We start from the raw sequence: 26,568 nt of genomic DNA, 5'->3' as shown, positions 1-26,568 counted from the left end.
GAAGAATATGAAAAGGAAAACATTGTGTTCGATCTTAGCGGCATTTGCCCTCACCTTGAGCCTTGCCGGACTTGCTGCTGCACAGGAAATCACGGGCTCGATCGTCGGATCCGTAAAGGATGCTAACGGTGCAGCCGTTGCCGGAGCGACCGTTATTGTGACGGATCCGTCGAAGGACAATCTCGTTGTTCGTACGGTTACTTCGAATGAAGACGGTGGATTTTCAGTACCTGGAATTCCTTCGAGCGTGTACACCGTGACCGTGGAAGCGGCTAACTTCAAAAAAGCGGTCAGTACGAATATTAAGGTCGATGTTGGTGCAAGGCGATCGGTCGACGTTAGGGTCGAAGCCGGACGCATCGACGAAACTGTGACCGTGACGGCTGACGCTTTGGCTGTGGAACTAACAACGCCGACAGCGGGAACGACTATCAGCGGTGATCAAGTTCGAGAGATCTCGATCAATAACCGCAATTGGATCCAACTGCTTACACTTGCCCCCGGTGTTTCGTCCAATTTGTCGGATCAGGTCTACGTCGGTAATTTTAATCCTGAAGGACAGGCCAACACGGTAAATATTTCGGTCAATGGTGCCCGATCCAGTCAAAATACTTTTACAGTTGACGGAGCCGATGTCACGGATCGTGGATCCAATCTGACGATCCAGACCTTCCCAAGTGTCGATTCGATCGGTGAATTTAAGGTCCTTCGGTCCTTATATCCGGCGGAATCGGGCAGAAGCGGTGGAGGCCAGGTCAATGTCGTGACCCGAAGCGGAACCAGTAAGTTTCATGGTTCATTCTTCGAATTCGTCCGAAACGAGAAGTTCAACGCAAACTCATATTTTAATAATCAGAATGCATCTCTTCGTGATGCTTCAGGCAAGGCACAACGGCCTCCATTTCGATACAACAATTATGGGTTCACGATCGGCGGCCCGGTCTACTTCTTAAAATTTGGCGAAAAGGACCCTGGCGAAAGCTATTTTGGTAAATGGCCTAAGACGTACTTTTTCTTTTCAGAAGAGCAGAGAAAGGATAGAAGGTCGATACTTCTAGGCGGGCCTGCGGTCGTCCCTTCAGCCGGAATGAGAAACGGAGTATTTTCGTTTCCGATCTGCCTAAGCGGCACGATCTCCGGCACGACCCGAACATGTAACCAGATACTGCCCGCGGGCACACCGATCGCTTCTGTAGTTCCGATCAGCTCGGTGGCTGCATCGTATGTGGCCAATATTTACAGTAAGATCGCGTTGCCTAACGTCGACCCATATAGGCTGAGACTAAATGTTCCATATCAAGCGGACTTCCGTCAGGAGATATTAAAAATTGACACGTCGTTAACGGATTCTTTGACCGCGTATTATAGATACCAACAGGACAAGATCCCGACGTCGGAAGTAAATTCGATCTTCGGCAGCGGCTCGGGAATTCCCGGAGTCTCGTTGGCCGACGTAAACTCACCCGGAAGGACGCACACGCTCCAGTCGACATATATTGTCAGTCCTAAGTTGATAGTCGAAGGAAGGATAAACTACTCGTATGGAGCGATCCTGCTTAGGAATGCCGGTCTGATCGCACGAAGTAATTCGCCGGTCAACGTTCCGCTGCCTTACGCTACTAGTGACCCTCGCGTTCCGAATATGGCGATCTCCGGTTTGAATACTCTCACGGCATTCGGTGATTACGATAATTTTTCGGACAAAGTTGACCTGGGTGCCAACCTGACCTATATATTCGGTAACCACACAGTCAAGTTTGGTGCATCACACTCGAAATACCGTAAGTATGAGAATCAGCTCGGTGGAACTCCTCAGGGTGCATTTAGCGGGTTCAATAACTCGACCCTCGCAAGCCCCACTCAAGGCACGATCTGCATCAATCCGACAACGAATGTACCAACTACCTGTACGGGTAATCAGAATATCGAACAGAGTTTTGCGAATTTCCTAATGGGAAATAATGTAAGTTTTACCCAAACTAAGCTTGATATTACGGCGGATTTCAGACAGCGTAATTTCGAGGCATATGTTCAGGACGAGTTTAGAGCGACGCGAAACCTCACATTGTATCTCGGTGTTCGTTATTCATTTTTCGGATCGCCCTGGGATAGGAATGGAAGATTGGCAAATTTCGATCCTCTTGCATTCAATATCGCACAGGCCCCGACGGTTCGCGGAAACGGAACTCGAGTGACAGGGACCGGGAATTTTTGTAACGGTATCGTAGTAAACGCCCAGAACTATACTACGGGGCCGGCATCGTACAACTGTACTCCAACTATATCTCCCGATGGACAATATATCGTTAAAGCACCGAAATTCAATTTTGCCCCGCGTATAGGTTTGGCATGGGATCCGTTTGGTAAGGGAACCACGGTTGCGAGAATGGGTTACGGTATTTACCACGAGCAAACGTTAATTGGCTTCTTTGAACAGAATCTAGGTGCAAATCCGCCTTATCAAGAGACGATCACGGTCAACAATACGCGGTTGGATCAGCCGATCCCGGTTGGATCAAATCCTGCAGTTGTTGCCTCCGAGAATTCTCCGAATCTCATACGAGGTGTCGACAGGGACTTCAAGACGCCTTATATGCAGCATTGGTCGCTGGATATTCAACATTCGCTTGATAAGAAGACGTTATTGTCGGTCGGATATTATGGATCAAAAGGTACTAACCTGATCGGCGTTGCGGACATCAACAATCTGCGGCCGGGATATGCACTTACTCAGCAGTGTGCGACCGGTACTTCGACGACTCCGACCGTTGCTTGTCAGGCGGTTAACGCAACGACCCAGTTACCGGTGGTATTTACTTCGTCGGCAGGATCGCTGATATTGGATCAGATCCGGCCTTATCGCGGCTGGCGAAATATCTCGATGATCCAACCACGATATAACTCGAACTACCACAGTTTGCAGATATCGGCCATCAGGCGATTTACCGGTGCATCACAGGTTCAGTTGGCTTATACATGGTCAAAGAACCTTACAGATAACCAAACAGATCGCTCGACGGCTCCTCAGAATGCGTATGATATTGGGCAGGAGTATGGCAGAGCAGCGCTTGACCGTCGGCATATAACCACCGTCAATTACATTTATGAGCTGCCGTGGTATACGAGCCAGAAAGGCATCGTGGGTAAGCTCTTAGGCGGATGGCAGGTTTCCGGTATCGTTACACACCAGACCGGTTTACCGTTCACGGCGACCTACGGGTCTTTTGATCCTGCCGGAATTGGTTTTCTGGGCGCTTCACCTGCCGGAGGCAGAGCGTATGTATTGAGTAACCCCAATGTTGGCGGAGCGCAAACACAGCAGCAGTGGTTCAATACAGCAGCCTTTTTGGGTCTGCCTGCTCCTACGAGCTTCCCGGCCTATCCGGGGACGTCTTCGCGTGGTTTGATCGAAGGCCCGCCGACGTTCAGAGTCGATTTCACATTGACCAAGAACATTCGGTTTACCGAATCAATGCGATTGCAGCTTCGCGGTGAGGCGTTCAATGTGCTAAATCGTACTAATTTCACTACTTTAGGACTCGCTGCCTCTACGCCAACCTCGTTTGGAACGGTGACCGGAACCAGGGATCCAAGAGTGATACAGTTGGGTATCAAGTTCTACTACTAATTGAACTTGATCATCTTGTTTATTTACGCGTTCGTCACCAGACGAACGCGTTTTTTTGTCTTTATTGCAGTATTGTGAAAAAATTTGCTTATGACGACGAAATTGCTACGAAATTGCAGGACTTCCCAAGGTAACGAAATAGGTTCGATCTTTGTCGTCGATGGAACGATCGCGGAGCTTTGGGGCGACGATCCTGCAGGTGAATACGCACAGGTCTTTGATCTGGCGGAAGCTCTTGTTTCGCCGGGGTTTGTGGATGTTCATAATCATGGGGCGGTTGGCGTCGATGTAAATTCGGCGACGGCGGATGATCTGCTGACTGTTGGCGCGTACCTCGCAAAGAATGGCGTGACGGCGTGGATGCCGACGCTGGTGCCTGATTCGGATGAGAATTATCGGCGTGTTATCGACGCTATCGATGAAGTGATGGTGCGGCAGGCGGACCTTGCGATCGCTCAGGTTATCGGTGTGCATTACGAGGGCGTGTACGCCAGTGCGAAGATGTGCGGGGCACTTCGGCCTGAGTTCTTTCGCAGTGGTCGACCTCTGGAAGAGAGAACCACCCCGTCCGCCCAAAGCGGCGGCCACCCCTCCTTGGTAAGGAGGGGAGCTATTGACTTGCCGAAGCTGCGCGAAGGCGTTCACATGACCACTTTGGCTCCGGAGATCGACGGCGGGATCGAGTTGATCGAAACGCTTGTGAGCCAAGGTTGGATCGTTTCGATCGGGCATACGGAGGCGGACGCTGAGACGTTGGATGCCGCATTTGACGCCGGTGCGAGGCACCTGACGCATCTTTTCAACGCAATGACGGGCATACACCACCGAAATATGGGTGTCGCGGGCTGGGGACTCTATAACGAGCAGGTTACCTTCGATATTATTGCGGACGGCGTGCATGTTAGGCCCGAGATGATCAGTGTGGCATGTCACGCGAAATCGCCCAGCAAGGTATCGCTTATTAGCGATTCCATTGCTCCGACCGGTCTCGGTGACGGGGCGTTCGATCTTTGGGGCGAAAAGATCACAGTGAGGAACGGCCGAACGAAGAACGAACGCGGCAGCATTGCGGGTTCTGTTTCCACTATGCACGACGGTGTAGGGATGATGCGGTCACTTGGCTTTTCGGATAGCGATATCGCGAACATGGCCTCGACAAATCCCGCGAGATTGCTCGGCATCGATTCGGATCGCGGTTCGATAGAGATTGGAAAACGAGCTGACCTAGTCGCGCTTGATGCTGACGGAAATATAAAAATGACAATGATCGGCGGCAAGGTCGTTGAATAAAAAAAGGCACCGCTTTCGCGTTGCCTTTCCCCCTTGATGAGCGGACGGTTTAGAATTCAGATCCGCCGTGTTTGCCGCCAAAGCCCTTGTGGTCTTTGCCGCGTCCCTCAAATTTGGTTCGCATCTCTGCGGCCTTTGCCTTCTGTTCGTCCGTCAGGACCGCAAAGACCTGAGCCTTTACGCTTGCCTTCTGAACGATCGTTTTGGCAACGAGATCGCCCTGTTCTTTCGCCAATCCTTCTACCCGAGCCTGATCAAAGGTGCCGTCGGTGCCGAGTGTTTGGATCTTGGCTCGATTGTCCTTCATGGCCTGCATCGTCGGTTCAAATTCAGCTTTGTTGGCTTCCATTATCTCCTTGACCTTGGCCTTTTGCTCGTCGCTAAGGTCGAGGCCGCGAAGGGCCATTCCCATCCTATCTCCGCGGCCATGGCCGAAGCCGTGTCCACCGCCGGTGTTAGCTCGTTTCTGAGCTATTACGAATATCGCTCCGGTTGCCACAACCGCAACTGCTATGATCGCTAATACTATCTTTTTCATTATGAACTCCTATGATGACCTAAGAATATCGGCCTCCAATTTCGGCCGTCATAACGATTAACGAAGCAGTTACGGGGCCGAATGTATGAGAATTGTAGGATTCTGTAAAGAATTGTAAAAGGCACGCGCAAGGCAAGTTTTTGGCGTAGAATCTGATTGTATGAATAAGATCCTGATCATTGATGACGACGAAGAGCTCTGTGAACTTGTGTCAGAATATTTGACCGTCGAGGGCTTTACGATCGAATCTGTCAATGACGGTCAGAGCGGTCTCGATCGGGCACTGTCGGGCGACTATGACATGGTCATCCTCGACGTTATGCTGCCGAAGATGAACGGTTTTGATGTGCTGCGAAATCTGCGTGAGCAATCAAAACTTCCGGTCATCATGCTCACTGCCCGCGGCGACGATATGGAACGCATTGTCGGCCTCGAGATCGGTGCAGATGATTATCTTCCAAAGCCGTTCAATCCGCGTGAACTTGCTGCGAGACTGAGGGCGATATTGCGGCGAAGCGAACCGGTGCTCGACGAATCAGGTGCGGGCGAAAAGCTGGATATTGACGGCATACAAGTTTCCGCAGCATCCCGCATCGCCACTTGCGATGGTGTTGAATTGAATCTTACGTCGGTTGAGTTCGAACTGCTCAGCGAACTGCTCCGCGAAGCCGGCAAGATCATCAAAAAAGATGACCTCAGTGAACGGGTGCTCGAACGTAAGTTATCGCCCTTCGATCGAAGCCTCGATATGCATATCAGCAATCTGCGAAAGAAATTAGGCGTCCGTGCGGACGGCAGCGAGCGAATAAAAACGATCAGATCTGTTGGTTATATTTACACGTTGGTATGAAGTTATTTTTAAAGATCTTTCTTTGGTTCATGGTGGCGATCTCTCTGATGGTCGGCGTCATGTATTTCGTTACGCGGACATTTCAAACAGAGCCGATGGTCAACCGCTGGGAACGATCGACGCGCAATCAGCTGGTAGTCTATGCGGGCACTGTCGAGCAGATCGCCCGCAGTGAAGGCGAGGCGGGCGTTCGTGCCTTTTTGACAAGGCTCCGTGACCTCGAGCCGCCGCGGGAAGTTGACCTTGTGGCTGCGGACGATACGATCTGGTTTGGCCAGAACGAAGATGTAGTAGATTCACTTGACCTGATCGCGCGGACACGTGTGAGCGGTAAGGCCGAGACCGATCTTTCAGCAGATGAGCGTTCGATCGCAGCCGCTCCGGTCAATTTTCCTGACGGACGAAAGTTCGTATTGGTCCTGCAGTGGGAGAGAGCGGGGCCGCAAGGCGGACTTTTCTTCGGTTCGTGGCTGGCAAATCTGCGGCTTATCGGTATCCTGCTGACTGCATTTGTCGTGTGTTCACTGCTTGCGATGTACCTGACATCGCCGATCCGTAAGCTCCGCAATGCCACGAAGCGTCTGGCGGACGGCGAACTCGAAACTCGTGTTGCTGCGGAGTTAGGCCGGCGTCGTGATGAACTTGCGGACCTTGCCCGAGATTTTGACAATATGGCCGAACGGATCGGTTCACTTATCACGTCGCAGCAACGGATGACGCAGGATATCTCGCACGAATTGCGTTCGCCTCTTGCTAGAATGAATGTCGCTCTCGAGATCGCCAAGCAAAAGGCAAATCCCGAATCTGCTCCGATGCTCGAACGCATCGGGACCGAATCGATGCGGCTTAACGAGATGATCTCGCGGATCCTGATGCTCGCCAAACTCGAAAGCGGAAGCGACGATTACGAACACCGACGTTTGGATCTGGCTGAACTCGTTAAAGATGTAGCGGCCGATGCTGATTTTGAGGCGCAGGCCAATGGAAAAGTCGTCGAGGTTTCTGCTGCGGACAAATGCTCGGTGATGGGTAGCGAAAACCTGCTTCGCAGTGCTATCGAGAATGTGTTGCGGAACGCGGTTCGCTACACTGCGGACCGGACGGTTGTTGATGTTTCGCTTTCATCGAACAACGGACATGCTGTACTTAAGGTCTCGGATCATGGCGGTGGCGTACCGCAGGACGAACTTGCGAATCTGTTCCGACCGTTCTATCGCGTCGGTGAAGATCGTACTCGTCGGACAGGCGGCATCGGGCTCGGCCTTGCGATCGCCGAACGTGCTGTCAAAGCACATAAAGGCAAGATCGCCGCGTCGAACGTCAATGGCGGCCTACAGGTCGAGATAAGGCTCGACACAGTCTAATTGCTTTGCCGCGGCACCGCAGCCAACAGAATATTTGCCGCAGACCTGCTTCATTTGCGTAGATCTGCGGCAAAAGTCTTTTACATCTTATGACGCTGATCTTCTTGCAGCGACAAATGACCTCACGGCCAGCACCACGAATATCAAACAAATTATCGCCATGGCTATCTGCGATATCGCAGCGGCACTCAGCGTGAATTCGCTAATTTTCGACATTATTCTGCCAAATGGCAGAATGAAGCCGAGAAGAGCGACGACGACCGCGGCGTGCATCAGGTGCTTTCGCATCGATTCGTTCGAGGCAAGGTGGCCAAGCACCATTATGACAATGCCAAACGCCGCCGGAATGAGGGCCGTGAGGCTCGCATTGCCGTTATAAAACCCGTAACCATAGCCCACCGCTCCGACGAGGATGAGCAACCTTCCAAACCAAATTGCAGTTGATGGCATAATTTCCTATTTCTTTTGAATCGGCAGAATAATCGCCGACGGTGTCTTTCCGCCGTAAAAGATGCGCTGTGTCGCCTTTCGAAACGCGCTTGCGGTCGCCTGTTTCGGGTTCGCCAGGAATTGCTGCGGGTTGCGGGCGACGAGCGGAAACCACGTGCTTTGTATCTGGATCATGACACGATGACCCTTTTTGAACGTATGGGCGACGCCTGGCATAGTAAAGAACAGCTTCGTGGGGGCATTCGGTGTAAGCGGTTGGGGCTTTTCGAATCCATTCCGGAACCTGGCCGGCATCGGCTCGCCGCGCAATAACATTTGGTAGCCGCCTGGTTGAAAAACCGTCCACGCAGAGTTTTGCGGGGGACGCTGGCCGTCGGGATAGCGATGATCGTCAGGGAAAACATCCACGAGCTTGACGACAAAGTCCGCATCCGTGCCGGTCGATGCGACAAACAGCGACGGCTTGATGTCGCCGGTGACCGTGATGTCCTCGGAGAGCACTTCGCTTTGATAGACAAGCACGTCCGGCCTCGTACTCGCGAATCTCTGATCCTCCGTCATGAAGTCTCGTGGGTAATTGCGTGTGATCTTTTGCGTGTAAGGAACCGGATTGGCCGGATCGGAGAGGTATTCGTCGCGGCCGGCGGCTTTTGGCGGGACAAACGAGAGGCCGCCGTTCGCCGTCAGATAGATCGCGGTGTTGGTCGAGGTCTTCGGCTCGTAATTCTCCAGCCCGAGCCACTCGTGCGAGCCCGTATCGTATAAATTTACCTCTTTAATTGCCGAAATATCGCCTTTATCCTTAAGAAAATGATCGAAAAAGGGCAATTCCATCTTCTCGCGGTAATACTCGCCCGTCTTACTGCCAAAATACGCAGTTCCTAGCCAGTCGCCGTCGTTCCGGCTCCAGCCGCCGTGATCCCAAGGGCCGACGACAAGAACATTATAAATGCCGGGATTTTGTTTCTCGATGTGTTGATACGTGCGAAGGGCACCGTAAAGGTCCTCGTTGTCGTACCAGCCGCCGACTGTCATGGTCGAGCAAGTAATGTTTTTTAGCTTCGGCAGTATATTGCGGTCCTTCCAGAACTGGTCGTAGTTCGGGTGGGCCATCATTTCGTCCCAAAATTTGATTCGGGTACCGAGGGCGGTTTGATAATAGTCGGAGATCTCCTTAAGGCCGCCGAGCTGCAGATAAAAGTCGTAGCCGTCCTGCGTATTGCGGCCCTTCCAAGGCTTCATATAGCCGCCGGACGAGGTCGGCTCGGGCCTGTCTTGTCCGAAACCCTGAAAAAAAGAGAAATTCTGAGCAAGGAAGACTGCGCCGTTGTGGTGCATGTCGTCGCCGTTGTACCAATCACTGACCGGAGCCTGCGGAGAGCACGCCTTTAGTGCAGGGTGCGAATCGATCGAGCCCGCAGATGCATAAAAGCCGGGATAAGAAATACCGTAAATGCCGACCTTGCCGTTATTGTTCGGAATGTTCTTGATCAGCCAATCTATAGTGTCGTAAGTGTCAGTAGACTCGTCTATTTTGGACTTATCGGTGTTGGCAATATCGGGACGGACGTCCTCGAACTTGCCTTCGCTCATCCAACGGCCGCGCACGTCCTGATAAACAAAGATATAACCTTCCTTTGCAAACAGAGCGTCGGGCCCGAGCGAGCCTTTGAACTGGTCCTTGCCGTCCTTATCCTTGCCATAGGGAGAAACCGTGTACGGCGTACGGTTCAACAGTATCGGATATTTCTCTCGCTTCTTCTCCGGCGTGTAGATCGAGGTGAAAAGCCTCACACCATCACGCATCGTGATATAGAGCTCCTGCTTATCGTAATTTTCGCGAATGTATTTGGCGAGTTCCTGCTGCTGAGCGGTTGCAGCGGGCGGCTGTGCGATAGCGGTGAAGGTAAATAGGAGAACAACGACGAAAAAAGACGGCCTTCTTCATAACTTCTGTCCCTCTGAGCGATGATCTGCGAACAACTTGATTCTCGCTCATAGGCTGACAAAAGGGAAGCCGAGGCGGATCATGTTCCCGGCATACCCGATGCTCATTGACGCATATCGGCGATCATATCGGCTATCACCTTTTTTAGGTGGGCGGTGACTGCGGTGTAGGCATCGTCGTCATGGCCGTTACCGCCGGCAACGTCTTTGGCGTAAAACGGCTTGCCGACCATCATCTTGACCTTGGCGGGGCGGATACGCCACGAATTTCGCGGCCAAACCTTGTATAGGCCGTCGATCGCGATCGGAACGATCGGCACATCGAGCTCGGCGGCTAGTATCGCGGCTCCTTTTTTGAAGCCGTGGAGTTCGCCGTCGAATGCGCGTTCGCCCTCGGGATAGATGTTGAGAACCTTGCCCGCTTTGAGGCCGATCGCACCGGCTTTCATGGCCCTCATTAGCTCGGTATCGGGGTTGACAGGCACTACATTGAGCAGCTTAGCGATGTAGCGCGTCAGGCCGTTGTTAAAAAATTCACTCGCCCCGACATGAAAGATGTTCTTGAAGAGTCGAAAGGGATAATTTGAGCAAATTACGAATGGATCAAGGAAACTCTGGTGGTTGGGGCAGATGATGAAAGATGAATTATGAATATCGAATGATGAATTCTTATCTTTGCTCGCTTCGATTTTCATTGTGCGATCGAGATTTTCTTTACCCGAGACTTCGAGTCGGAGGAATATCTTGAAGATAAGCCAGAAGACCTTATAAATTGTGAACGCAAAGGCCCCAAATAACGGGCGATCCTTAAGAACTCCGCGGACCTCAGGGAAATCGTCGTCGGCTTCGCGGACGATCTTGCCCCAGTTTAGATCGACGGATGCGATCTCGGCGGTTTCGCCGCCGTGTTTGTTGACTAGTTCGATAACATTTGCGACGGTTAGTGCGGTCGCGGCTTCGTCGCCGTCGAATTCGGTCGAGAATGCCTGTTCAAGCGCCGCGAACGTCTCGGCACGGGCTAAGCTGTCTAGGCCAAGATCAAGTTCGAGGCTCATCGACGGATGAATAACGTCGCCGTCCTTCGCATTTTGGCGGATCGCGACTATAACGGCCTTTGCCGTGGGCGTTTGGAGCATAAGTTCGTCGCCGCTGCTTAGTTCCCACGTCTTGGTTTCCTTTGCCTCGGTCGTAACTTCGCCGCTCTCGACTTCCTGCTTGAGCTGAAACCGTTTAATTTTCCGCGTCGCGGTCCGCGGCAGTATCTCCTGCCGAATAATGTAGTCGCGAACGCGCCAATATTCGGGCAGCTCGCGGCCAAGGCTGTCGAGCGCGTGGCGGATCGCTTCTTTCGAATTCGCGATCTTTGCCTGCTTCAGATACTCGAAGTCAGGAACGACGACGGCGGCCAACTTTTCGGCACCGCTGCGGCCTTCGGACTCGTCCTCGATGCCAATAATTGCAAGCTCGGCGACCATGGGGCATTTGAGATAGTGAACCTCTAGGTCTTCGGGATGAACATTCTTGCCGCTCGGCAAGACGATAACATCTTTGCCTCGACCAACGATGTAAAGATGCCCGTCAACGAGCTTTCCTAGATCGCCCGAGCGGAAAAAGCCATCCTCGGTAAACGCCTCGGCGTTCGCCGTCGGATTGTTGTAATAACCTTTGAAGACCATCGGGCCTTTTATAAAGACCTCGCCGACGCCTTCGTTGTCGGGCTCATTGATCTTGATCTCAATGCCGTTCATCGCCTTTCCGACGCTTCCAATACGATTGTCGTCCTCGTAGGTCGCCGTTGCAGCACCACTGGTTTCGGTCAGCCCATATCCTTGCAGGATCGTAAAACCGAGCTTATGGAAATCTAATGCTACGTCCGCATCAAAGCGCGAGCCCGCAGAGATCGCAACACGGAGTTTTCCGCCAAACCCCTCGTGCACCGCGCCGAACAATTTGGGTCCGAGGTTAACGCCGAGCGTGTTTCGGAGCACGCCATTTGTAGCGAGCATCACCTTAACAGCCTCTGCAGCACGCCCGACTTAGCTTTCACTCCATCAAAGATCTTCTTGTGGAACAGATACCAAAGTCGCGGCACGGTCGTAAGGATCGTCGGCTTGAATTCCTTCATCGCCTTTGAAAGTTCGTCAGGCGTGAGTTCCTTGAGATAGCCGACCTCGCAGCCATACTTGGTCGCGATCCACATGTTTACGATCTGCAGGTATGCATGGAAGAGCGGCAAAAGACTCAGGATCTTTTCTTTGTCGGATAGTTTGAGCACGAGATTGACGCCTTCGAGCTCGGCAATAATATTGCCGTGCGTCAGCGGAACGCCCTTCGGCGTGCCCGTCGTGCCGCTCGTGTACATCAATACGGCCATGTCTTCGCCCCGTGCGGGCGGTGTTTCAGCGGCAAATTCGGCGGGGAACTGGGTCGCGGCCCAGTCTTCGAAATGCTCGAAGCCCGCTGTGTCTTCGTCGAGGTTCCAAACGACCTTTGGAATGGTACGGCCGAGTTTTTCTTCTACTTTCGCGAAGTGTTTGGTCTGGTCAGGGGAAAGAAACGCGACCTTTGCCTCGGAATTTACAAGGAAATTAGTGATCGTCTCGAGCTCGCCGTGAGGATCGAGCGGGACAATGACCGCGCCGATCATCAGCGTGCCAAGGTAGGCGATCGCCCATTTGGGATGATTCTCGCCGATCAATGCGACGCGGTCGCCAAACTGAACGCCCTCCTGGCGCAGACGGTACGAGACGCTGCGGATGCGTTCGTGCATCTCGGCCCAGGTGTAGGTGGCTTCGTCGCTGCCGACAATGCGCATCGCCGTGGCATTGGGACGCGACTCAAACGATTCAATTAACTGCTCGCAGAATGATTTAGACATAATTATCGAGGCGGTTCGATAATCTTATTCCCCAACCAACCTAAGCGCAAGGTCACGGACCAGTGTTCGGATCTAGGAAACCTTGATCTCGTTCTATGTTTTGCGGTTCCCGGTATTAGGCACGCGTACGCGGATCGCATTCGGAACGATCTCGTAGGTTGCCGGTAGTCGGCCCGGAAGCTCGCCGTCCGTTTCAATGCGGACATCGAGTGACGGATCGACTGCTGAGATCTCGATCCTTTTTGCGGTCGAGCCGTTGACTTCCTGAAGGCCATGATGCGTGCCGCGGTAGAGTGTGTGGGCGTTTAGGATTATCTTCAGAGCTCCGATATCGCCGATATTTACTACGTCGAGGAGGCCGTCGTTAAGGCTGGCATCAGGTGCGATCAACATTCCGCCGCCGAAGTAGCGTGAATTTGCGACGCAGAATGCGATAGTTTGCAGTTTCGACGCAGGGCCGTCGTCAAATCTGACGTTGAGCATCACCGGATCGAGGTCGAGCACTTGCTGCAGCGTTGAAACCGCGAAATTTGCACGCCCGCGAAGCGATTCGACCGGCAGCCAATCAAAAACTTTTTGCGACTTCACACGTTCGATGATGTTTGCGGCGAGGCCGGCGGAAGATACGTTAAGGAAATAGCGGCTAGACGTCTTTCCCTGATGATCGATAAAGGTCACGCGTCCAGCATCTATATGCCGCGTGATGCCGTCTCGTAATGCCGCGGCGGCCTCGCGGTTGCCGAGCGGCAACCCCAGCGTCCGGCGGAAGTCTCCGCCCGTTCCCGATGGCAGAACGCCGAGCTCAACATCGACCCCCGAACGCAATATGCCATTTGCTACCTCATTGATCGTCCCGTCGCCGCCGCAGGCAATGATGAATTGGCGGCCGCTGTTAGCCGCTCTTTCAGCGAGTTCGATTCCGTCGCCCGGTCCCTTTGTGAACGCAACACTGAACGGCCCGAAATGCGCCCGAAGGTCGCTGGCGGTCGCAGACCATTTGTCACGGGTCGAGCCGGATGCCGATTTTGGATTGACGATCACCAAAGGCAGCGAAGTGTCGCCGGTCTGATTTTTTACGGTTATTTTGGCCAAAGTGAATTTATCCGCAATGATTTGTGTATCGTTTTTTCTGGCCTTAGTCAAAGCGAAAAAGAAAAGCGGCTACAAAGCCGCCATTCTTTTTCGATGATATTCGCTCCGATATCAATATCCGGCAGCCTGGACAAACACGTTGTTCAGCATATTTTGCCTGTTCCGGCTGATCGTTACTGTTTTGGGAGCGGATGCCATAAAGGCTTCGATATCGGCTATAGAGCGAGGAATGGCCTTTGACATCCATTCGGTGCCGGTCTCGGTCACGAGCATGTCATCCTCGATCCGAACGCCGATGTTCTTGTATTTTTCAAATACCGGGCGGACTTTGGTCTTGAAGGCTTGCCATTCGGGCGTGTCCGGCAGATTATCCAAGGCATCTTCGCGGATGTAGATGCCAGGTTCGTTCGTATAAACCATTCCGGGCCTGAACTTTGCACTGTATTCGCCTACGTCGTGAACGTTCATACCGAGCCAATGCCCAAGGCCGTGAATGTTCCATATGCCCGATTGTTTCGGGTCTGTGATCAGTCCGAGCCGCATCAGGCCTGCCTTGATAACCTCACGGGCGGCATTTTGTGCATCGCCATACGTTGCTCCCGGCTTGGTCACCCTCGCTGCTGCCTCTTGGGCGTCATAAACGATCTGATAGATCTCTGCCTGTTCCTTAGTAAATTTGCCGTTCACCGGAAAGGTTCGGGTCACATCAGCGGTGTAATGTTCATACTCCGCTCCGACATCCATAAGCAGAAGTTCGCCTTTCTTGAGCGGGCTTTGTGATTCGACATAATGCAGTGTCGTTGCATTCGGGCCGCAGCCGACGATCGACGGATAGCCCCAGAAATCGGCGTTTCTGCGGCGAAATGTATATTCGACCTCGGCGTGAAGTTCATATTCCCAATCGAGCCTCCCGACAGTCGCCATCGAACGCATATGTGCCTCGCTCGAGATGTCGATCGCGTGTTGGAGCAGCTTTAATTCGTACGGCGATTTTACGTGACGAAGTTCCCCGAAGATCGGCTGGGCGTTTTCCACCTTATAACCGCTGATTCCTTTTGAAAACTCATGTTCGACCCGAAACTCACGCATTCCGTCGCGATCCCGATCGCCATTAGGCAAGAGCAGATAGACGGATTCCGCTGTTGGAATGGACGCGGAACCATCCTTCGAAGAAAACGCTTTCTTGTCCTTTACAGACTGAAGGAATGTATCACGCTCGACCGAATCTACCATTGTTTTGAGCCCCGAAACTGCCATCGCCTGTTCGCGAGAATACATTTTGCCTTCCCACGCTTCCCGGAATGCGTTGCGTTTTGGGAGGAACAATGTTTCGGTTACGGTTCCGCCATCCTTTGTCATCACAAACGTTGCACCGTCTTGTTTTAACGCGGTGAGGTAGTAGAGATTGTTCTCCTGGCGATAAACATAATCGACGTCATTGGTGTAGAGCCTCGGCTCGGCGCTGAACAGGATAAGCATGCTCTTGTCGGCCATTTTTGCGGCGACGGCGGCCCGGCGTTTTGCAAGTTCCGTGTGCCGCTCGGCGTCAGTGAATTTCGGTGCCGGCGGCGTCACACGGATCGATGTCGGCCCCGGAACCGCTAATACGGGAATGGCCGTAAATACCAGTATGCTCAAACTTAGCCCAGCTAAAAATCTCTTCATTTTATTACCTCAATTGTTAGATCTTTTGTTGTCGTGTTGCCGAAATAATCAGCTGCGGCGACCCGCAAAATATATGTTCCGATCTCCAGCTGAGACGGATCCAAAAAGCCCTCGCAATAGTTGTCAGCCTCGACCGAATTCGTCGCGATATAATTGAATATCGTCTCGCCGGTCGCTCCCGAGTGGCTGCCGTTGGCATAGACGAATTTTACTGCTTCGTTCGGCGGCGTCCGGTCAAATTTAATGCCCGCGTCCGATCCGGTCGAAATCGGAGCATCGCCCCGAAATAACTGGTACCAAACGCGATAGAGACCCAAACGCCGCCGCTCGTTGTTGCCGTCAACCTGATCGAATGTTTTGACCACTATTCGAATCCGGTCACGAAGCGTAATACGCGAATTTGCCGAAGGGGTTTCGATTTCTCGCCAGTTCGCATCGAAAAGGGTCACTTTTTCGATCACCGGCGGCCTCGAGTCGGAGATGCCCGGCAGGACAAGGGCATCGAGAGCATTCATCTCGGATCCGCTGCGGCCTGCGATGAGATGGACGTGATTCATCGGATTGAGTGTGCCGATCGGATCTCCGGCGTCGAACCTAGTGCCCCGGGCAACTCTTACATTCACCAACTTTCCTGCGGTGTCGCGCTGAAATTGGAATCGCGGATCGTTGAATAAGTTGCCGCCCGAATCGCGGCCGAGGCGAATATGGATATATCCCATGGTCGGCAGTCGGATCAGTTCTCGAAGTGTGTTGAAGTTCTCAGCGGCTATCGGTTTCAGCACTTTTTCGGTACGGACAAATCTCGCTGTCTCGCCGTATGAACCAGCAATATCAAGCCCGTTGTGGAACCATACCTGATCGCTAACGGTCGTTACTTCGCCGCGCACCTCGCCGAGTGTTCCGGCAATATCGCGTTTAGCCACAGGCGGGTCATAGGGCCAGCGGGCGGGTTGAGCTGTGCGAAATTCTTCAGGTTTGTCGCGTCTTGCCGTAATTTCGTCTGGTGTGATCTCGCTGCCCTTGTCGGCGGAAATTCGGCGGACGAGCCGATTTTCGCTGTCGGCGACGATCAGATCGCCTTTATTATCAATGGCAATTCCGCTGGGCGGTTGAATCTAGAGATCGCCAAACTGCCGTCGCGAATGCCCCGGCCGGCATTGTTCAGGGTGGTGACGATCGGCAAAACGCCGCCGATCTTTCGAATGGCATTGCCGTCGGTGACGTAGATCGTGCCGTCCGGATCGACCGCGATGCCCGTTGGCTGGACAAATGACGCTGATAAAAGCTGGCCGTTCACCAGGTCGTTGGTTCCATTTCCGGCGAGCGTCCAGACGCTGCCGTCGGGCTCGACCACGCGGATGCGGTTGTTGCCGGTATCGGCGACGAGCAGCTTGTCTTGCCAGATGGCAATGCCGGCCGGCGTGTCGAATTTGGCAGGGGTGCCATCGGCGAAACCGGCTGTCGAGCCGGCAATCGTGGTGGTCCTGCCGTTTTCGATTACGCGGATGCGGTCGTTGTATGTGTCGGCAACAAAGATCTTGTCGCCGGAAACAGCGATCCCTATCGGGCCGTTGAACAGTGCGGTCGAGGCATCTCCGTCGGTATTTCCTGACCTGCCTCGACGCCGGCCACGAGGAGATGGAGCCGGTTTTATCTACCTTTATGGTGTTGCGTACCGGAATCGGCGACAATCAGATCGCCGTTCTTGTCGAAGGCGATCGACGATGGCGTGTCGAGCCCGAGGCGAAAACCGTGCCGTTCTCCGCCTGCGGCGATCTGCCAGATAGAGCCTTTTTCGCCGTCCGAGACGTAGGTGACGCCGTCCTTACGGCGATGCCGAAACGGCTCGCCAATTGAATTATCGATGCCGGCGATGGTCGAGACGAATTTGAGGTTCGGGCGGTCGAGCGAGAGATACGAACAGCCGTAAGCAAGGGCCGAAACGCATACCGCAAATGCGGTTAAAATCTTATGTTTACGGTTGAGAAAATGTAGTGGCATTTGGGCTGGATATTCGTTGCTTTTCGGCATCTTATGCTGATACTATAGCGACACTCGTTCACGCATATCAAAACAAGGAGTTTAATATTATGTTTTCATTACAAGACCTATTAGGACAAGAACAGGGAACACAGGCGGTCGAACAGATCAGCTCGAATGTCGGTGCCGAGCCTTCGCTGGTCAATTCAGCGATCCAGATGGCATTGCCGGCGCTTATCAGCGGCCTTGCCAATAACGCGGCGACGCCCGAAGGAGCGGAGAGCCTGAATACGGCACTTGACAACGATCATGCCGGCGGCGGCGTGCTTGATAATCTGGGCGGTTTGGCAGGGATGATATTCGGCGGGCAGCAGGAAGCGGCTCCCCCGCCTCGTCAGGCAGATGCGGGCGGCATTTTGGGGCATATTCTGGGTACGAATCAAGGTGCGGTAGCCGAACAGGTGAGCAATCAAACGGGCCTCGGGATGGGCCAGGTCGCGCAGATACTGATGTTCCTCGCACCGATCGTGATGGGCTATCTCGGCAAGCAGAAACAGCAGCAGGGCGTCGGAGCGGACGGCCTCGGCGGCTTGCTCGGCGGTCTACTCGGCGGCGGCCAGGCTCAAGCGGCGACTCCTCAGTCGTCGGGCAACGCGATGATCGACATGGCGTCGAACATGCTCGACAGCGACCGCGACGGCTCGGCCCTCGACGACATCGCTTCGATGGCGTTCAAGTATATGACTAACAAATAACCAGTGGTCGGTGGTCAGTGGTTGGTTGTCAGTAGGAAATAGAGCGACAGACGAAAATGCGAGTTTGAACGAGTGTGCCGGGGTGAATTTTCATCACCTTAGCACGCTCGTTCGCACTCGCGTTTCTGCTATTAGAGGAATGACCAATCGTGTATTTTTTACCTCACATTTGAAATTGTGGTACGTACCACAAATAATTCAACAAAATTAAAGAAAATGCCGTGAAATGGCGTTCTGCGACAGATTAAATGGGGCTCAGCGACAGTGTTTTAGGGGCCTTGCGACAGCAAAAAGCGGGGTTAGCGACAATAAAAAACAGCCTAGCGACAATCAAGAAACGTGTCTTAGATACTGTCGCCGGCCGCCGTGCCGGTCAGGTTCCGAAAAAAGCCCATCGCTTTCCAACATTCCCATTCAAAAACGCGAAATACAACACTCCATCAACACCCCAATTGGCACCCATCGATCCCATCCTCCCATTCCGGCTGCCTCCGTCCGGCACGAACGACGACCCCGGCCGGGGTCGTACAGATATCTCTATTGCCACTTCTATAGACCTTCGATCCCGCCGGGATCGTGATCGGATCGTCAAGCTGGACTTATCTGAAACAAACCGCGACAGCGAGGCGTATGAGAGGGAAATCATACCGGTGCTCTCGGACGCCAAAAAATACTGATCGAATAAGGAACTTATGATAATTAGACATTCTTTACGCCGCTTGTTTGCGGGAGCGTTCATTTCGTCGTTGATGTTTTCGAGTTTGGCTCAGGCGGCGCCGATGGCGGATCTGGTCAAGCTGTTTCAGCAGAGCCAGGAAGTCAAAAAACTGCCCCAGGTCAACTGGATACGCAGCCGGCAGATCGACATCAAGCATATCGCGATCGATCTGAGGTTCGATTGGGACAAGGAGCAGGCGATCGGCAGTTCGACGCTGACGCTGTCGCCTTTTTACGACACGAGCGAGGTCAAACTCGACGCGGCGATGATGACCATCGACGGCGTCACGCTGGTCGGCGGCGGGGCTCTGAAATTTCAGTATGAGGCGAAAAAGGACAACGACAACCTCGTGATCGATCTCGGCCGGACCGCAATAGCCGGCGAGACTGTCACCGTAAAGGTCGATTACAAAACGAATTACGTCAATAAGGTCGATGATACCGAGACCTCGATCGGCAGCTTTGGACGCGGTTTGAGGTTTATCAAACCGACCGCTGACAATCCGAACAAACCGAGGCAGATATGGTCGCAGGGCGAGACGGAATTTAACCGCTACTGGTTTCCGTCGTATGACACGCCGAACGATTTTCGCACGACCGAGATGCGTGCAACGGTCGCGAAGCCTTTCTTCGTGGTCGGCAACGGCAAACTCGTCGAAACCAAGGAAAACAGCGACGGCACACGCACTTTTCACTGGAAGATGGATCAGCCATACACCAATTATCTGACCTCGATCGTCGTCTCGGAAACGACGCCCGTCGTGCAGGACTTTGAGGGTGTTCCGGTTTATAACTACGGCTATACGAACGAGACCAAAGAGGTCGCTGCAACGGTAAAGAATCTGCCGGCGACGATGAAATTCTTTTCGGAACTAACGGGCGTTAAGTATCCTTATCCTAAATATTCACAGGCATTTGTCGAGGAATTTGGCGGCGGAATGGAGAATATTTCGGCGACTACGCAGATCGCAGAAATGATCCACGACGAACGCGAACTGCTCGATACCGACAGCGAACCGCTGCAGTCGCACGAACTGGCTCACCAGTGGTTTGGCGATTATGTGACGTGCCGCGATTGGGGCCAGATATGGCTCAATGAGTCGTTCGCGAGCTATCTGCAGGCGATGTGGACGGAGAAGCTGAAAGGGCATGACGAATTTCTCTACGCAGACATCCGTGACAAGCAAAATGCGACGCTCGACACATGGGCACAGGGCATTCGCCGGCCGATCGTGACGAAATATTACGCTAACAAGGACGCGATGTTCGACACATACGCGTATCCGGGCGGTGCCTCGGTGTTGCACATGCTGCGCAAACATTTGGGCGACAAGATGTTCTCTAAATCGCTCAATCATTACCTGACGAGCAACGCACATCAGCCGGTTTCGACCGAAGATCTCCGGATCGCGATCGAAGAAACGACCGGGCAATCGATGGACTGGTTCTTTGACCAGTGGCTGTATCGAATGGGCCATCCGGTTTTCGAAGTGACGCAATCGTACGACGAAGCTGCGAAAAAGCTGACGCTCAACGTCAAACAAACGCAAAAGCTCGATCTGAACAACGAATATCCTCAAACGGCCTATTTCCAGAGCTATGTTGACGTCGCGATCGACAACAAAGTGACACGAGTTTGGATGGAGCCGAAGGCAGAGAACGTGTTCAAGTTTGACGCAGCAACGAAGCCGAAACTCGTAAATTTCGACTACGAAGGCACGCTGCTGAAGGAGATGACGTTTGAGAAATCGACCGACGACCTGCTCTATCAGATGGCGAACGACAAAGATCCGTTGGGACGCCGCTGGGCGATGAATGAGCTTGAGAAAAAGGCGGCAAATGCGGCTGACAAGGCCCGGATCGTGGACGCATTGATCACGTCGGCCGAGAAAGATCCGTTTTGGCGCATCAACCGTGCCGCATTGTCGGTGATCGCTAATATCTATTCGCCCGATCCGCCTCCGGGACAGGACCGTCCGGCGGTGAAATTGGATGCAAATGTCGAAGCGGCCGTTATTCGTTTGACCAAACACGCACGGTCGTCGGTTCGCGGCGATGCTCTCGAATTGCTCGGCGAAACGCAGGACAAGAAACACTCGGATCTGCTGCTCGCCGGCCTGAACGACCGCAGCTACGAGGTGATCGATCAATCGGCTCTCGCCATCGCTCGCGCCAAAGACCCGCGTGCTTTCGACGCATTGTCGAAATTAACGACGACGGCGTCGTGGAAAGGCCGCATACAAAGTGCGGGTCTGAGTGGACTCGGCGAACTCGGTGACAAGCGTGCGTTCGACATCGGATTCAAGGCAGCGACGGACAAGACGCTGCCGACAAATGCACGCGCGGCACTCGTTATCGTCGGAGCGACAGGCAAAGGCGATCCGCGTGCGTATCCGCTGATCTTTGAAAAATTCAAATCGTCGTTCGACACTTCGAATATTCCCGGCATCATCAGCGGGATCCAAGCGATCGTCAAGCTCGCCGATCCGCGAGGGCAGGAAGCATTCGATCTGCTCAAGGTCAAATTCAAGGACAATCCGGGAGCGATGCAGTTCGTTAACGGGCAGGAGGCCGAATTCAAAGCGGCGTTGAAGCCATAAGAATCGGCCACCGATCAAAACGGATAAAAATGGATGACGCGGATAGGAATTAGATCCTATCCGCGTTATCCGTTTGATCGGTGGCCAATTGGTTTACTGTTCGCAGACTCGATAGGCTGCGTTATAGTTCGGGCTTTGCGGGAAGGTCGCGATGCCCTCGAAGCAGCTGCCGCTGGTCGCGAAGCCGTTGAAGATCACCTCAGTACCCATTCCGCCGTCGATCGTGAAATGGAGCGTTTTATTCGCGGGGAGGCCATTCTGATCCCAAAGACCCGTGTAGGTTGGAGCCTGTTGGATCGAGATCGTGCCGCCGAGATTGAGGTCCATGTCAAAGCTCTGCTGTGAGCTGGGATACAGTTCGCACTCGTAGAATGAGGTCAGGTTGGTGCCCGAACAGCTCGTGACGAGATAGTTTCCTGACGAAATGACATTATCAGGATAACGAACAGCCGGTGTGAACGACCGCGTGTTATTAGCAGCGTTTGCTTCGTTCGTGCTCGTCGTGGTCGCCGTCGACTTTAGTGTTGGAGCAGTGGTCGCGACCTGAAATTCGAATGTGAATGACACCTGACGGATCTGATTGTTATTCATGTTGCCAAAATTGCAGACGATCTTGTTGCTGACGACCGAACAGGTGCCTTGAGGCGTCTGAACGCCTGTCAGTTTGCCGAGAATGTGGCGGTTCGGGCTGGTGTTGGTCAGCGGGAACTCGACCGTTAATGTGACGTTGTTGGCCGTTCGGTTTCCGACGTTCTTGACTCGGGTCGTGTAGGTATATGGCGATTCGACGAGCGGCGTTGCGTTGCCCTGCCACGTCATAACTTCGAGGTTAGGTGCCTGTGCGGCGGCTGCGTTTGCGGCGCCGAATACGGTGACTATGGTTAAAAGTGAAAGAGCAGCAAAGCTCTTGAGTGAAAAGTTCTTCATTTTGATTCTCCTAAGTTTATTTGTACAAGCTCACGCGTGTGCTTGACGTATGAACGCAGGTTTGCGGATGGCCTTGCACGCTTTCTCGACATTTTGTTCAAAGTTAGTTACACTAAGCAGGATTTGTGGTGAGTTATTGCAACTTGCGGCCACGTAAAATAAACCGCTAAACAGCAAGAGTGTCAGCAATGATCGGTCGAAACTCTGTGCTTGTTTGGCACGGGGTTTTTCAATTTTATGGCAGAATTTCTCGATCTATTAAAAGAAAAGATCATCATCTTTGATGGTGCAATGGGCAGCAATCTGCAGTCGCTCGATCTGACGATCGACGATTGGGGCGGGCCGGATTTTGAGAATTGTTCCGAAAATCTGCTTTATACGCGACCGGACGCGATCGAAACGGTGCACCGCAGCTTTTTAGAGGCGGGCTGTGATGTGATCGAGACGAACAGTTTCGGCGGGAGCGAGGTCGTCTTGACGGAATTCGGAATTGCCGATAAGACCTACGACGTAAATCTCAAGGCCGCGCAGCTAGCAAAACGGCTTGCAAATGATTTTTCGACATACGACAAGCCGCGTTTTGTAGCCGGTTCCATCGGACCGGGAACTAAGCTGCCGACGCTCGGACATATTACTTACAACGATCTGAAGGACGCCTATCGCGAGCAGGTTCGCGGGCTGATCGACGGCGGAGCTGACCTGATGATGGTTGAGACCTGTCAGGACCTGCTGCAGACAAAGGCTGCTCTGGCGGCGATATTTGAATTCTTCGAGGCACAAAAGATAAAACTGCCGGTGATCGCTTCCGTGACGATAGAGGTCTTTGGGACCATGCTCAACGGTACGGAGATCGGTGCGGCTTTGACGGCGCTTGAGCCGTTCCCGATCGACGTGATCGGTATGAACTGCGGCACCGGGCCGAAACACATGGCCGATAGCTTTCGGTATTTGTGCGAAAATTCGCCGATACCGGTCTCAGTTCTTCCGAACGCCGGTTTGCCTGAGGTCAAGGACGGCAAGCAGCACTATGACGAGACGCCCGAGAGCTTTGCAGCACAGGTCGAGCATTTTGCGAATGATTTTGGTGCGAATATCGTCGGCGGCTGCTGCGGCACATCGCCCGAACATTTGCGGCAGGTCGTCGAGCGTCTGAGCGGAATTTCACCGAAACTGAGAGATGCGAAACTGATACCTTCAGCTTCGTCGATCTATTTTCAGCAGCCATACACACAGGACGCTTCGTTCTTGATCGTTGGCGAGCGTGTAAACGCCTCAGGTTCTAAGAAGATGCGTGATCTGCTTGACGCTGAGGATTGGGACGGGCTTGTAAGTTTGGCGAAATCGCAGGAGAAAGAAGGTGCGCACATTCTCGATGTCAACGTCGATTTCGTCGGGCGTGACGGCGTTGCGGATATGCACGAACTGGCTGCGCGGTTGGCGACGGCGGTGAAAATTCCGCTCATGTTCGACTCGACCGAGTGGGAAAAAATGGAGGCGGGCCTGGAACACGCCGGCGGCAAATCTCTATTGAATTCAACAAATTACGAGGATGGCGAAGAGCGTTTTCTGAAAGTTCTCGACCTTGCAAAACGGTTTGGGGCGGGCGTTGTTATCGGTCTGATCGACGAGGACGGAATGGCTCGTTCGTTCGACGACAAGGTCAAGATCGCACGCCGTGCATATAAACAGGCGGTCGAATTCGGCATCGAATCGCACGATATTTTCTTTGACCCGCTCGCCCTGCCGATATCGACCGGGATCGAGGAAGACCGCAAGAATGCTGTCGAGACGATAAACGCGATAAAGCAAATTCACGAGGAAATGCCGGACGCGAATATTATTCTCGGCGTTTCGAATATCTCGTTCGGGCTGAATCCGGCGGCCCGTGTCGTGCTCAATTCTGTGTTTCTGCACGATTGTGTCGATGCCGGGATGAACTCGGCGATCGTCAATGCCTCGAAGATCTTGCCGCTGATGAGATTTAGCGAACTTGAAATAGATACGGCCCGCGACCTGATCTATGACCGGCGAAAATTCGAAGGCGATATTTGCACATACGATCCGCTTGGCGATTTTTCGAATATGTTTCAGGGCAAATCGGCACAGTCGATCAAGCCGGACATCTCGAATCTGCCGATCGAGGAGAAGCTGAAACACCACATCATCGACGGCGAACGCATCGGGCTCGAAGATTCACTCAAGGTCGCTCTCGAAAAATATGCCCCGCTTGAGATCATCAATGATCTATTGCTCGACGGCATGAAAACGGTCGGCGAACTGTTTGGCTCAGGTCAAATGCAGCTGCCGTTCGTGCTGCAATCAGCCGAGTCGATGAAGGCGGCGGTGAGGTTCCTGGAGCCGTTCATGGAGAAGGTCGAGGGATCGAACAAGGGCGTTCTGGTGCTCGCGACCGTCAAGGGTGATGTTCATGATATCGGCAAGAATCTGGTCGATATTATCCTCACCAATAACGGCTACAAGGTAATAAATCTGGGCATCAAACAGCCGATCGATGATATTCTTCGAGCTGCCGAAGAGTCCAATTGCGATGCGATCGGCATGAGCGGTTTGCTAGTCAAATCGACGCTCATCATGCGCGACAACCTGGAGTTGATGAACGAACGCGGAATAAAAACGCCCGTCATTCTCGGTGGTGCGGCACTAAACCGGCGATATGTCGATGCCGATCTGATACCGCTGTTTAACGGCAAACTGTTTTATGCGCGTGATGCTTTTGACGGGCTGCACGCAATGGATGAGCTGACTTCGACGGCGGATTTAAACGCAGAGAACGCGGAGGACGCAGAGAAGACAAGGGCGGTTGGAGCGAGCGGATCGCGCGAATCGAGTGATGTTATAGACACAGATATTGTCACCGTCGGTGACGAGGAAGACTTGGTTGGAGAGGACGCGAAGCTGGGCACTGTTGCGGCTCGGGTTTCGACTCGGGCGGCTGGTGATACGACGCATACTAATCGGTCGGACATTGTTGCGATCGACGAATTGCCGAAGGCTCCGTTTTACGGGTCTAAGGTCGTTGAGATCGGCGATCTGACCAAGGTTTTTGATTTTATTAATGAGACGGCGTTGTTCAAAGGGCAGTGGCAGTACAAGCAAGGTAAGTCTTCGAAAGAGGAATATGCCGAGCTGCTGAAAACGACCGTTTATCCGAAATTTGCTGAGATAAAGGCACAGGCGATCCGCGAGAAATTGCTTGAAGCAAAGCTCGTTTACGGCTATTTTCCGTGTCAGTCGTCCGGTAACGATGTGATCATTTATCAGGAAGACGAAAAGACCGAGCGTATGCGGTTCACGTTCCCGCGACAGGCTGTTGAGCAGCGTGGCGGCAAGAAATTGTGTTTAGCTGACTATTTTGCGTCGGTCGATTCGGGCAAAACGGACGTCGTCGCATTTGACCTGGTCACGATGGGCCGAAAGGCGAGCGAGCACTCGGCGAAGCTGTTCAAATCGGACAACTATACAGATTATCTGTTGTTTCACGGACTCTCGGTCGAATCGGCAGAGGCACTTGCCGAGATGTGGCATAAGCGTATCCGCGAAGAACTCGGGATCGACGAGAACGATTCGCCTGAACTTGCAAAGTTGTTTCATCAGGGCTATCAGGGCTCGCGGTACAGTTTCGGTTATCCCGCGTGTCCGCGGATCGAGGATCAGACGAAGCTGTTTGAACTGCTGCGGCCCGAGCGTATCGGTGTCGAACTGACCGACGAATTCATGCTCGAACCTGAGCAATCGACCTCGGCCATCGTAGTGCATCATCCGGATGCGAAGTATTTTAATATTGAGTAATTCTTTGTGATAACATTTGCTGAGCTACAGGACATTTCAGAACAAAGGGTGCCCCGGTTTTGCTGATTAGCAAAGCC

19 protein-coding genes, 1 pseudogene and 1 riboswitch are annotated in these 26,568 nt (G+C 53.1%); of the genes and pseudogenes, 8 read left to right on the top strand and 12 right to left on the bottom strand.

Features of this window, described 5'->3' with window-relative positions; translation table 11 throughout:
- Positions 1-7: 7 nt before the first annotated feature.
- Complete coding sequence (locus IPK01_14680) at positions 8-3,628, top strand: carboxypeptidase regulatory-like domain-containing protein (GenBank protein MBK7934683.1); 3,621 nt, start codon at positions 8-10, stop codon at positions 3,626-3,628.
- Between the two features lie 90 nt (positions 3,629-3,718).
- Positions 3,719-4,918 (top strand): N-acetylglucosamine-6-phosphate deacetylase, encoded by a 1,200-nt coding sequence (gene nagA, locus IPK01_14675; GenBank protein MBK7934682.1) that lies wholly within the window; start codon positions 3,719-3,721, stop codon positions 4,916-4,918.
- Between the two features lie 49 nt (positions 4,919-4,967).
- On the opposite strand, the gene IPK01_14670 is transcribed toward nagA, so the two are convergent.
- Positions 4,968-5,456 (bottom strand): Spy/CpxP family protein refolding chaperone, encoded by a 489-nt coding sequence (locus IPK01_14670; protein MBK7934681.1) that lies wholly within the window; start codon positions 5,454-5,456, stop codon positions 4,968-4,970.
- Between the two features lie 160 nt (positions 5,457-5,616).
- Here IPK01_14670 and IPK01_14665 point away from each other — a divergent pair, with 160 nt between their 5' ends.
- Together IPK01_14665 and IPK01_14660 are read left to right on the top strand one after the other, a co-directional pair.
- Positions 5,617-6,306 carry a response regulator gene (locus IPK01_14665; protein MBK7934680.1) on the top strand — a complete coding sequence of 230 codons (690 nt, stop codon included), beginning with the start codon at positions 5,617-5,619 and terminating at the stop codon, positions 6,304-6,306.
- On the top strand, positions 6,303-7,670 hold the full coding sequence (locus IPK01_14660; protein ID MBK7934679.1) for a HAMP domain-containing protein: 1,368 nt from the start codon (positions 6,303-6,305) through the stop codon (positions 7,668-7,670). Before IPK01_14665 ends, IPK01_14660 begins: the two co-directional genes overlap by 4 nt.
- An 87-nt stretch (positions 7,671-7,757) precedes the next feature.
- Here IPK01_14660 and IPK01_14655 read toward each other — a convergent pair whose 3' ends face one another.
- The 10 genes and pseudogenes from IPK01_14655 to IPK01_14610 form a co-directional block, all read right to left on the bottom strand.
- Positions 7,758-8,120, bottom strand: a complete 363-nt coding sequence (locus tag IPK01_14655; protein ID MBK7934678.1) for a hypothetical protein — start codon at positions 8,118-8,120, stop codon at positions 7,758-7,760.
- Positions 8,121-8,126: 6 nt separating this feature from the next.
- A complete protein-coding gene (locus IPK01_14650) occupies positions 8,127-9,926 on the bottom strand; it encodes a CocE/NonD family hydrolase (GenBank protein ID MBK7934677.1) in 1,800 nt (599 codons plus the stop codon).
- A gap of 245 nt (positions 9,927-10,171) precedes the next feature.
- Positions 10,172-12,073 (bottom strand): AMP-binding protein, encoded by a 1,902-nt coding sequence (locus IPK01_14645; protein ID MBK7934676.1) that lies wholly within the window; start codon positions 12,071-12,073, stop codon positions 10,172-10,174.
- Positions 12,073-12,945 (bottom strand): AMP-binding protein, encoded by an 873-nt coding sequence (locus tag IPK01_14640; GenBank protein MBK7934675.1) that lies wholly within the window; start codon positions 12,943-12,945, stop codon positions 12,073-12,075. The genes IPK01_14645 and IPK01_14640 overlap by 1 nt, the downstream gene beginning before the upstream one ends.
- 93 nt (positions 12,946-13,038) lie before the next feature.
- Positions 13,039-14,037: a diacylglycerol kinase family lipid kinase gene (locus tag IPK01_14635; GenBank protein MBK7934674.1), complete on the bottom strand. Its 999-nt coding sequence runs from the start codon at positions 14,035-14,037 to the stop codon at positions 13,039-13,041.
- 111 nt (positions 14,038-14,148) lie between these two features.
- The gene (locus IPK01_14630; GenBank protein ID MBK7934673.1) at positions 14,149-15,702 is read right to left on the bottom strand and encodes an aminopeptidase P family protein; all 1,554 of its coding nucleotides are present in this window, start codon (positions 15,700-15,702) and stop codon (positions 14,149-14,151) included.
- On the bottom strand, positions 15,699-16,817 hold the full coding sequence (locus IPK01_14625; GenBank protein MBK7934672.1) for a hypothetical protein: 1,119 nt from the start codon (positions 16,815-16,817) through the stop codon (positions 15,699-15,701). Before IPK01_14625 ends, IPK01_14630 begins: the two co-directional genes overlap by 4 nt.
- The gene (locus tag IPK01_14620; GenBank protein ID MBK7934671.1) at positions 16,772-17,056 is read right to left on the bottom strand and encodes a hypothetical protein; all 285 of its coding nucleotides are present in this window, start codon (positions 17,054-17,056) and stop codon (positions 16,772-16,774) included. The genes IPK01_14625 and IPK01_14620 overlap by 46 nt, the downstream gene beginning before the upstream one ends.
- Positions 17,054-17,266 (bottom strand): annotated as a pseudogene (locus tag IPK01_14615) (gluconolaconase). The gene IPK01_14620 and the pseudogene IPK01_14615 overlap by 3 nt, the downstream one beginning before the upstream one ends.
- A gap of 86 nt (positions 17,267-17,352) precedes the next feature.
- Positions 17,353-17,703, bottom strand: coding sequence for a hypothetical protein (locus tag IPK01_14610; protein ID MBK7934670.1), 351 nt, complete (start codon positions 17,701-17,703; stop codon positions 17,353-17,355).
- Between the two features lie 89 nt (positions 17,704-17,792).
- Here IPK01_14610 and IPK01_14605 point away from each other — a divergent pair, with 89 nt between their 5' ends.
- The 3 genes from IPK01_14605 (at position 17,793) to IPK01_14595 (ending at position 21,754) form a co-directional block, all read left to right on the top strand.
- Positions 17,793-18,437, top strand: coding sequence for a DUF937 domain-containing protein (locus tag IPK01_14605; GenBank protein MBK7934669.1), 645 nt, complete (start codon positions 17,793-17,795; stop codon positions 18,435-18,437).
- Positions 18,438-18,685: 248 nt separating this feature from the next.
- Positions 18,686-19,114 (top strand): hypothetical protein, encoded by a 429-nt coding sequence (locus IPK01_14600; protein ID MBK7934668.1) that lies wholly within the window; start codon positions 18,686-18,688, stop codon positions 19,112-19,114.
- A gap of 15 nt (positions 19,115-19,129) precedes the next feature.
- Entirely contained in the window at positions 19,130-21,754 is a 2,625-nt protein-coding gene (locus IPK01_14595) for a hypothetical protein (protein MBK7934667.1), read from the top strand.
- Positions 21,755-21,847: 93 nt separating this feature from the next.
- Here IPK01_14595 and IPK01_14590 read toward each other — a convergent pair whose 3' ends face one another.
- Positions 21,848-22,681 carry a hypothetical protein gene (locus IPK01_14590; GenBank protein MBK7934666.1) on the bottom strand — a complete coding sequence of 278 codons (834 nt, stop codon included), beginning with the start codon at positions 22,679-22,681 and terminating at the stop codon, positions 21,848-21,850.
- A gap of 115 nt (positions 22,682-22,796) precedes the next feature.
- A riboswitch (SAM riboswitch) is annotated at positions 22,797-22,872 on the top strand.
- A 46-nt stretch (positions 22,873-22,918) separates the two neighbouring features.
- On the opposite strand from IPK01_14590, the gene metH reads away from it, so the two are divergent.
- Positions 22,919-26,491: a methionine synthase gene (gene metH, locus IPK01_14585; GenBank protein ID MBK7934665.1), complete on the top strand. Its 3,573-nt coding sequence runs from the start codon at positions 22,919-22,921 to the stop codon at positions 26,489-26,491.
- The last annotated feature ends 77 nt before the right edge of the window (positions 26,492-26,568 follow it).

This window comes from Acidobacteriota bacterium (genome assembly GCA_016713675.1).
Classification (GTDB): domain Bacteria; phylum Acidobacteriota; class Blastocatellia; order Pyrinomonadales; family Pyrinomonadaceae; genus OLB17.
Note: the sequence above shows the minus strand (reverse complement) of the source record. Positions and strands in the feature narration are given on the sequence as shown.

What these genes read in the sequence shown, in the direction of transcription:
- IPK01_14665 (MBK7934680.1), top strand. Translation starts at nt 5,617, where the DNA reads ATGAATAAGATCCTGATCATTGATGACGACGAAGAGCTCTGTGAACTT.
- IPK01_14670 (MBK7934681.1), bottom strand. Translation starts at nt 5,456, where the DNA reads ATGAAAAAGATAGTATTAGCGATCATAGCAGTTGCGGTTGTGGCAACC.
- IPK01_14645 (MBK7934676.1), bottom strand. Translation starts at nt 12,073, where the DNA reads ATGCTCGCTACAAATGGCGTGCTCCGAAACACGCTCGGCGTTAACCTC.
- metH (MBK7934665.1), top strand. Translation starts at nt 22,919, where the DNA reads ATGGCAGAATTTCTCGATCTATTAAAAGAAAAGATCATCATCTTTGAT.
- IPK01_14595 (MBK7934667.1), top strand. Translation starts at nt 19,130, where the DNA reads ATGATAATTAGACATTCTTTACGCCGCTTGTTTGCGGGAGCGTTCATT.
- IPK01_14600 (MBK7934668.1), top strand. Translation starts at nt 18,686, where the DNA reads ATGGGGCTCAGCGACAGTGTTTTAGGGGCCTTGCGACAGCAAAAAGCG.
- IPK01_14640 (MBK7934675.1), bottom strand. Translation starts at nt 12,945, where the DNA reads ATGTCTAAATCATTCTGCGAGCAGTTAATTGAATCGTTTGAGTCGCGT.
- IPK01_14680 (MBK7934683.1), top strand. Translation starts at nt 8, where the DNA reads ATGAAAAGGAAAACATTGTGTTCGATCTTAGCGGCATTTGCCCTCACC.
- IPK01_14630 (MBK7934673.1), bottom strand. Translation starts at nt 15,702, where the DNA reads ATGAAGAGATTTTTAGCTGGGCTAAGTTTGAGCATACTGGTATTTACG.
- IPK01_14650 (MBK7934677.1), bottom strand. Translation starts at nt 9,926, where the DNA reads ATGCGTGATGGTGTGAGGCTTTTCACCTCGATCTACACGCCGGAGAAG.
- IPK01_14605 (MBK7934669.1), top strand. Translation starts at nt 17,793, where the DNA reads ATGTTTTCATTACAAGACCTATTAGGACAAGAACAGGGAACACAGGCG.
- IPK01_14610 (MBK7934670.1), bottom strand. Translation starts at nt 17,703, where the DNA reads ATGCCACTACATTTTCTCAACCGTAAACATAAGATTTTAACCGCATTT.
- IPK01_14660 (MBK7934679.1), top strand. Translation starts at nt 6,303, where the DNA reads ATGAAGTTATTTTTAAAGATCTTTCTTTGGTTCATGGTGGCGATCTCT.
- IPK01_14655 (MBK7934678.1), bottom strand. Translation starts at nt 8,120, where the DNA reads ATGCCATCAACTGCAATTTGGTTTGGAAGGTTGCTCATCCTCGTCGGA.
- IPK01_14590 (MBK7934666.1), bottom strand. Translation starts at nt 22,681, where the DNA reads ATGAAGAACTTTTCACTCAAGAGCTTTGCTGCTCTTTCACTTTTAACC.
- nagA (MBK7934682.1), top strand. Translation starts at nt 3,719, where the DNA reads ATGACGACGAAATTGCTACGAAATTGCAGGACTTCCCAAGGTAACGAA.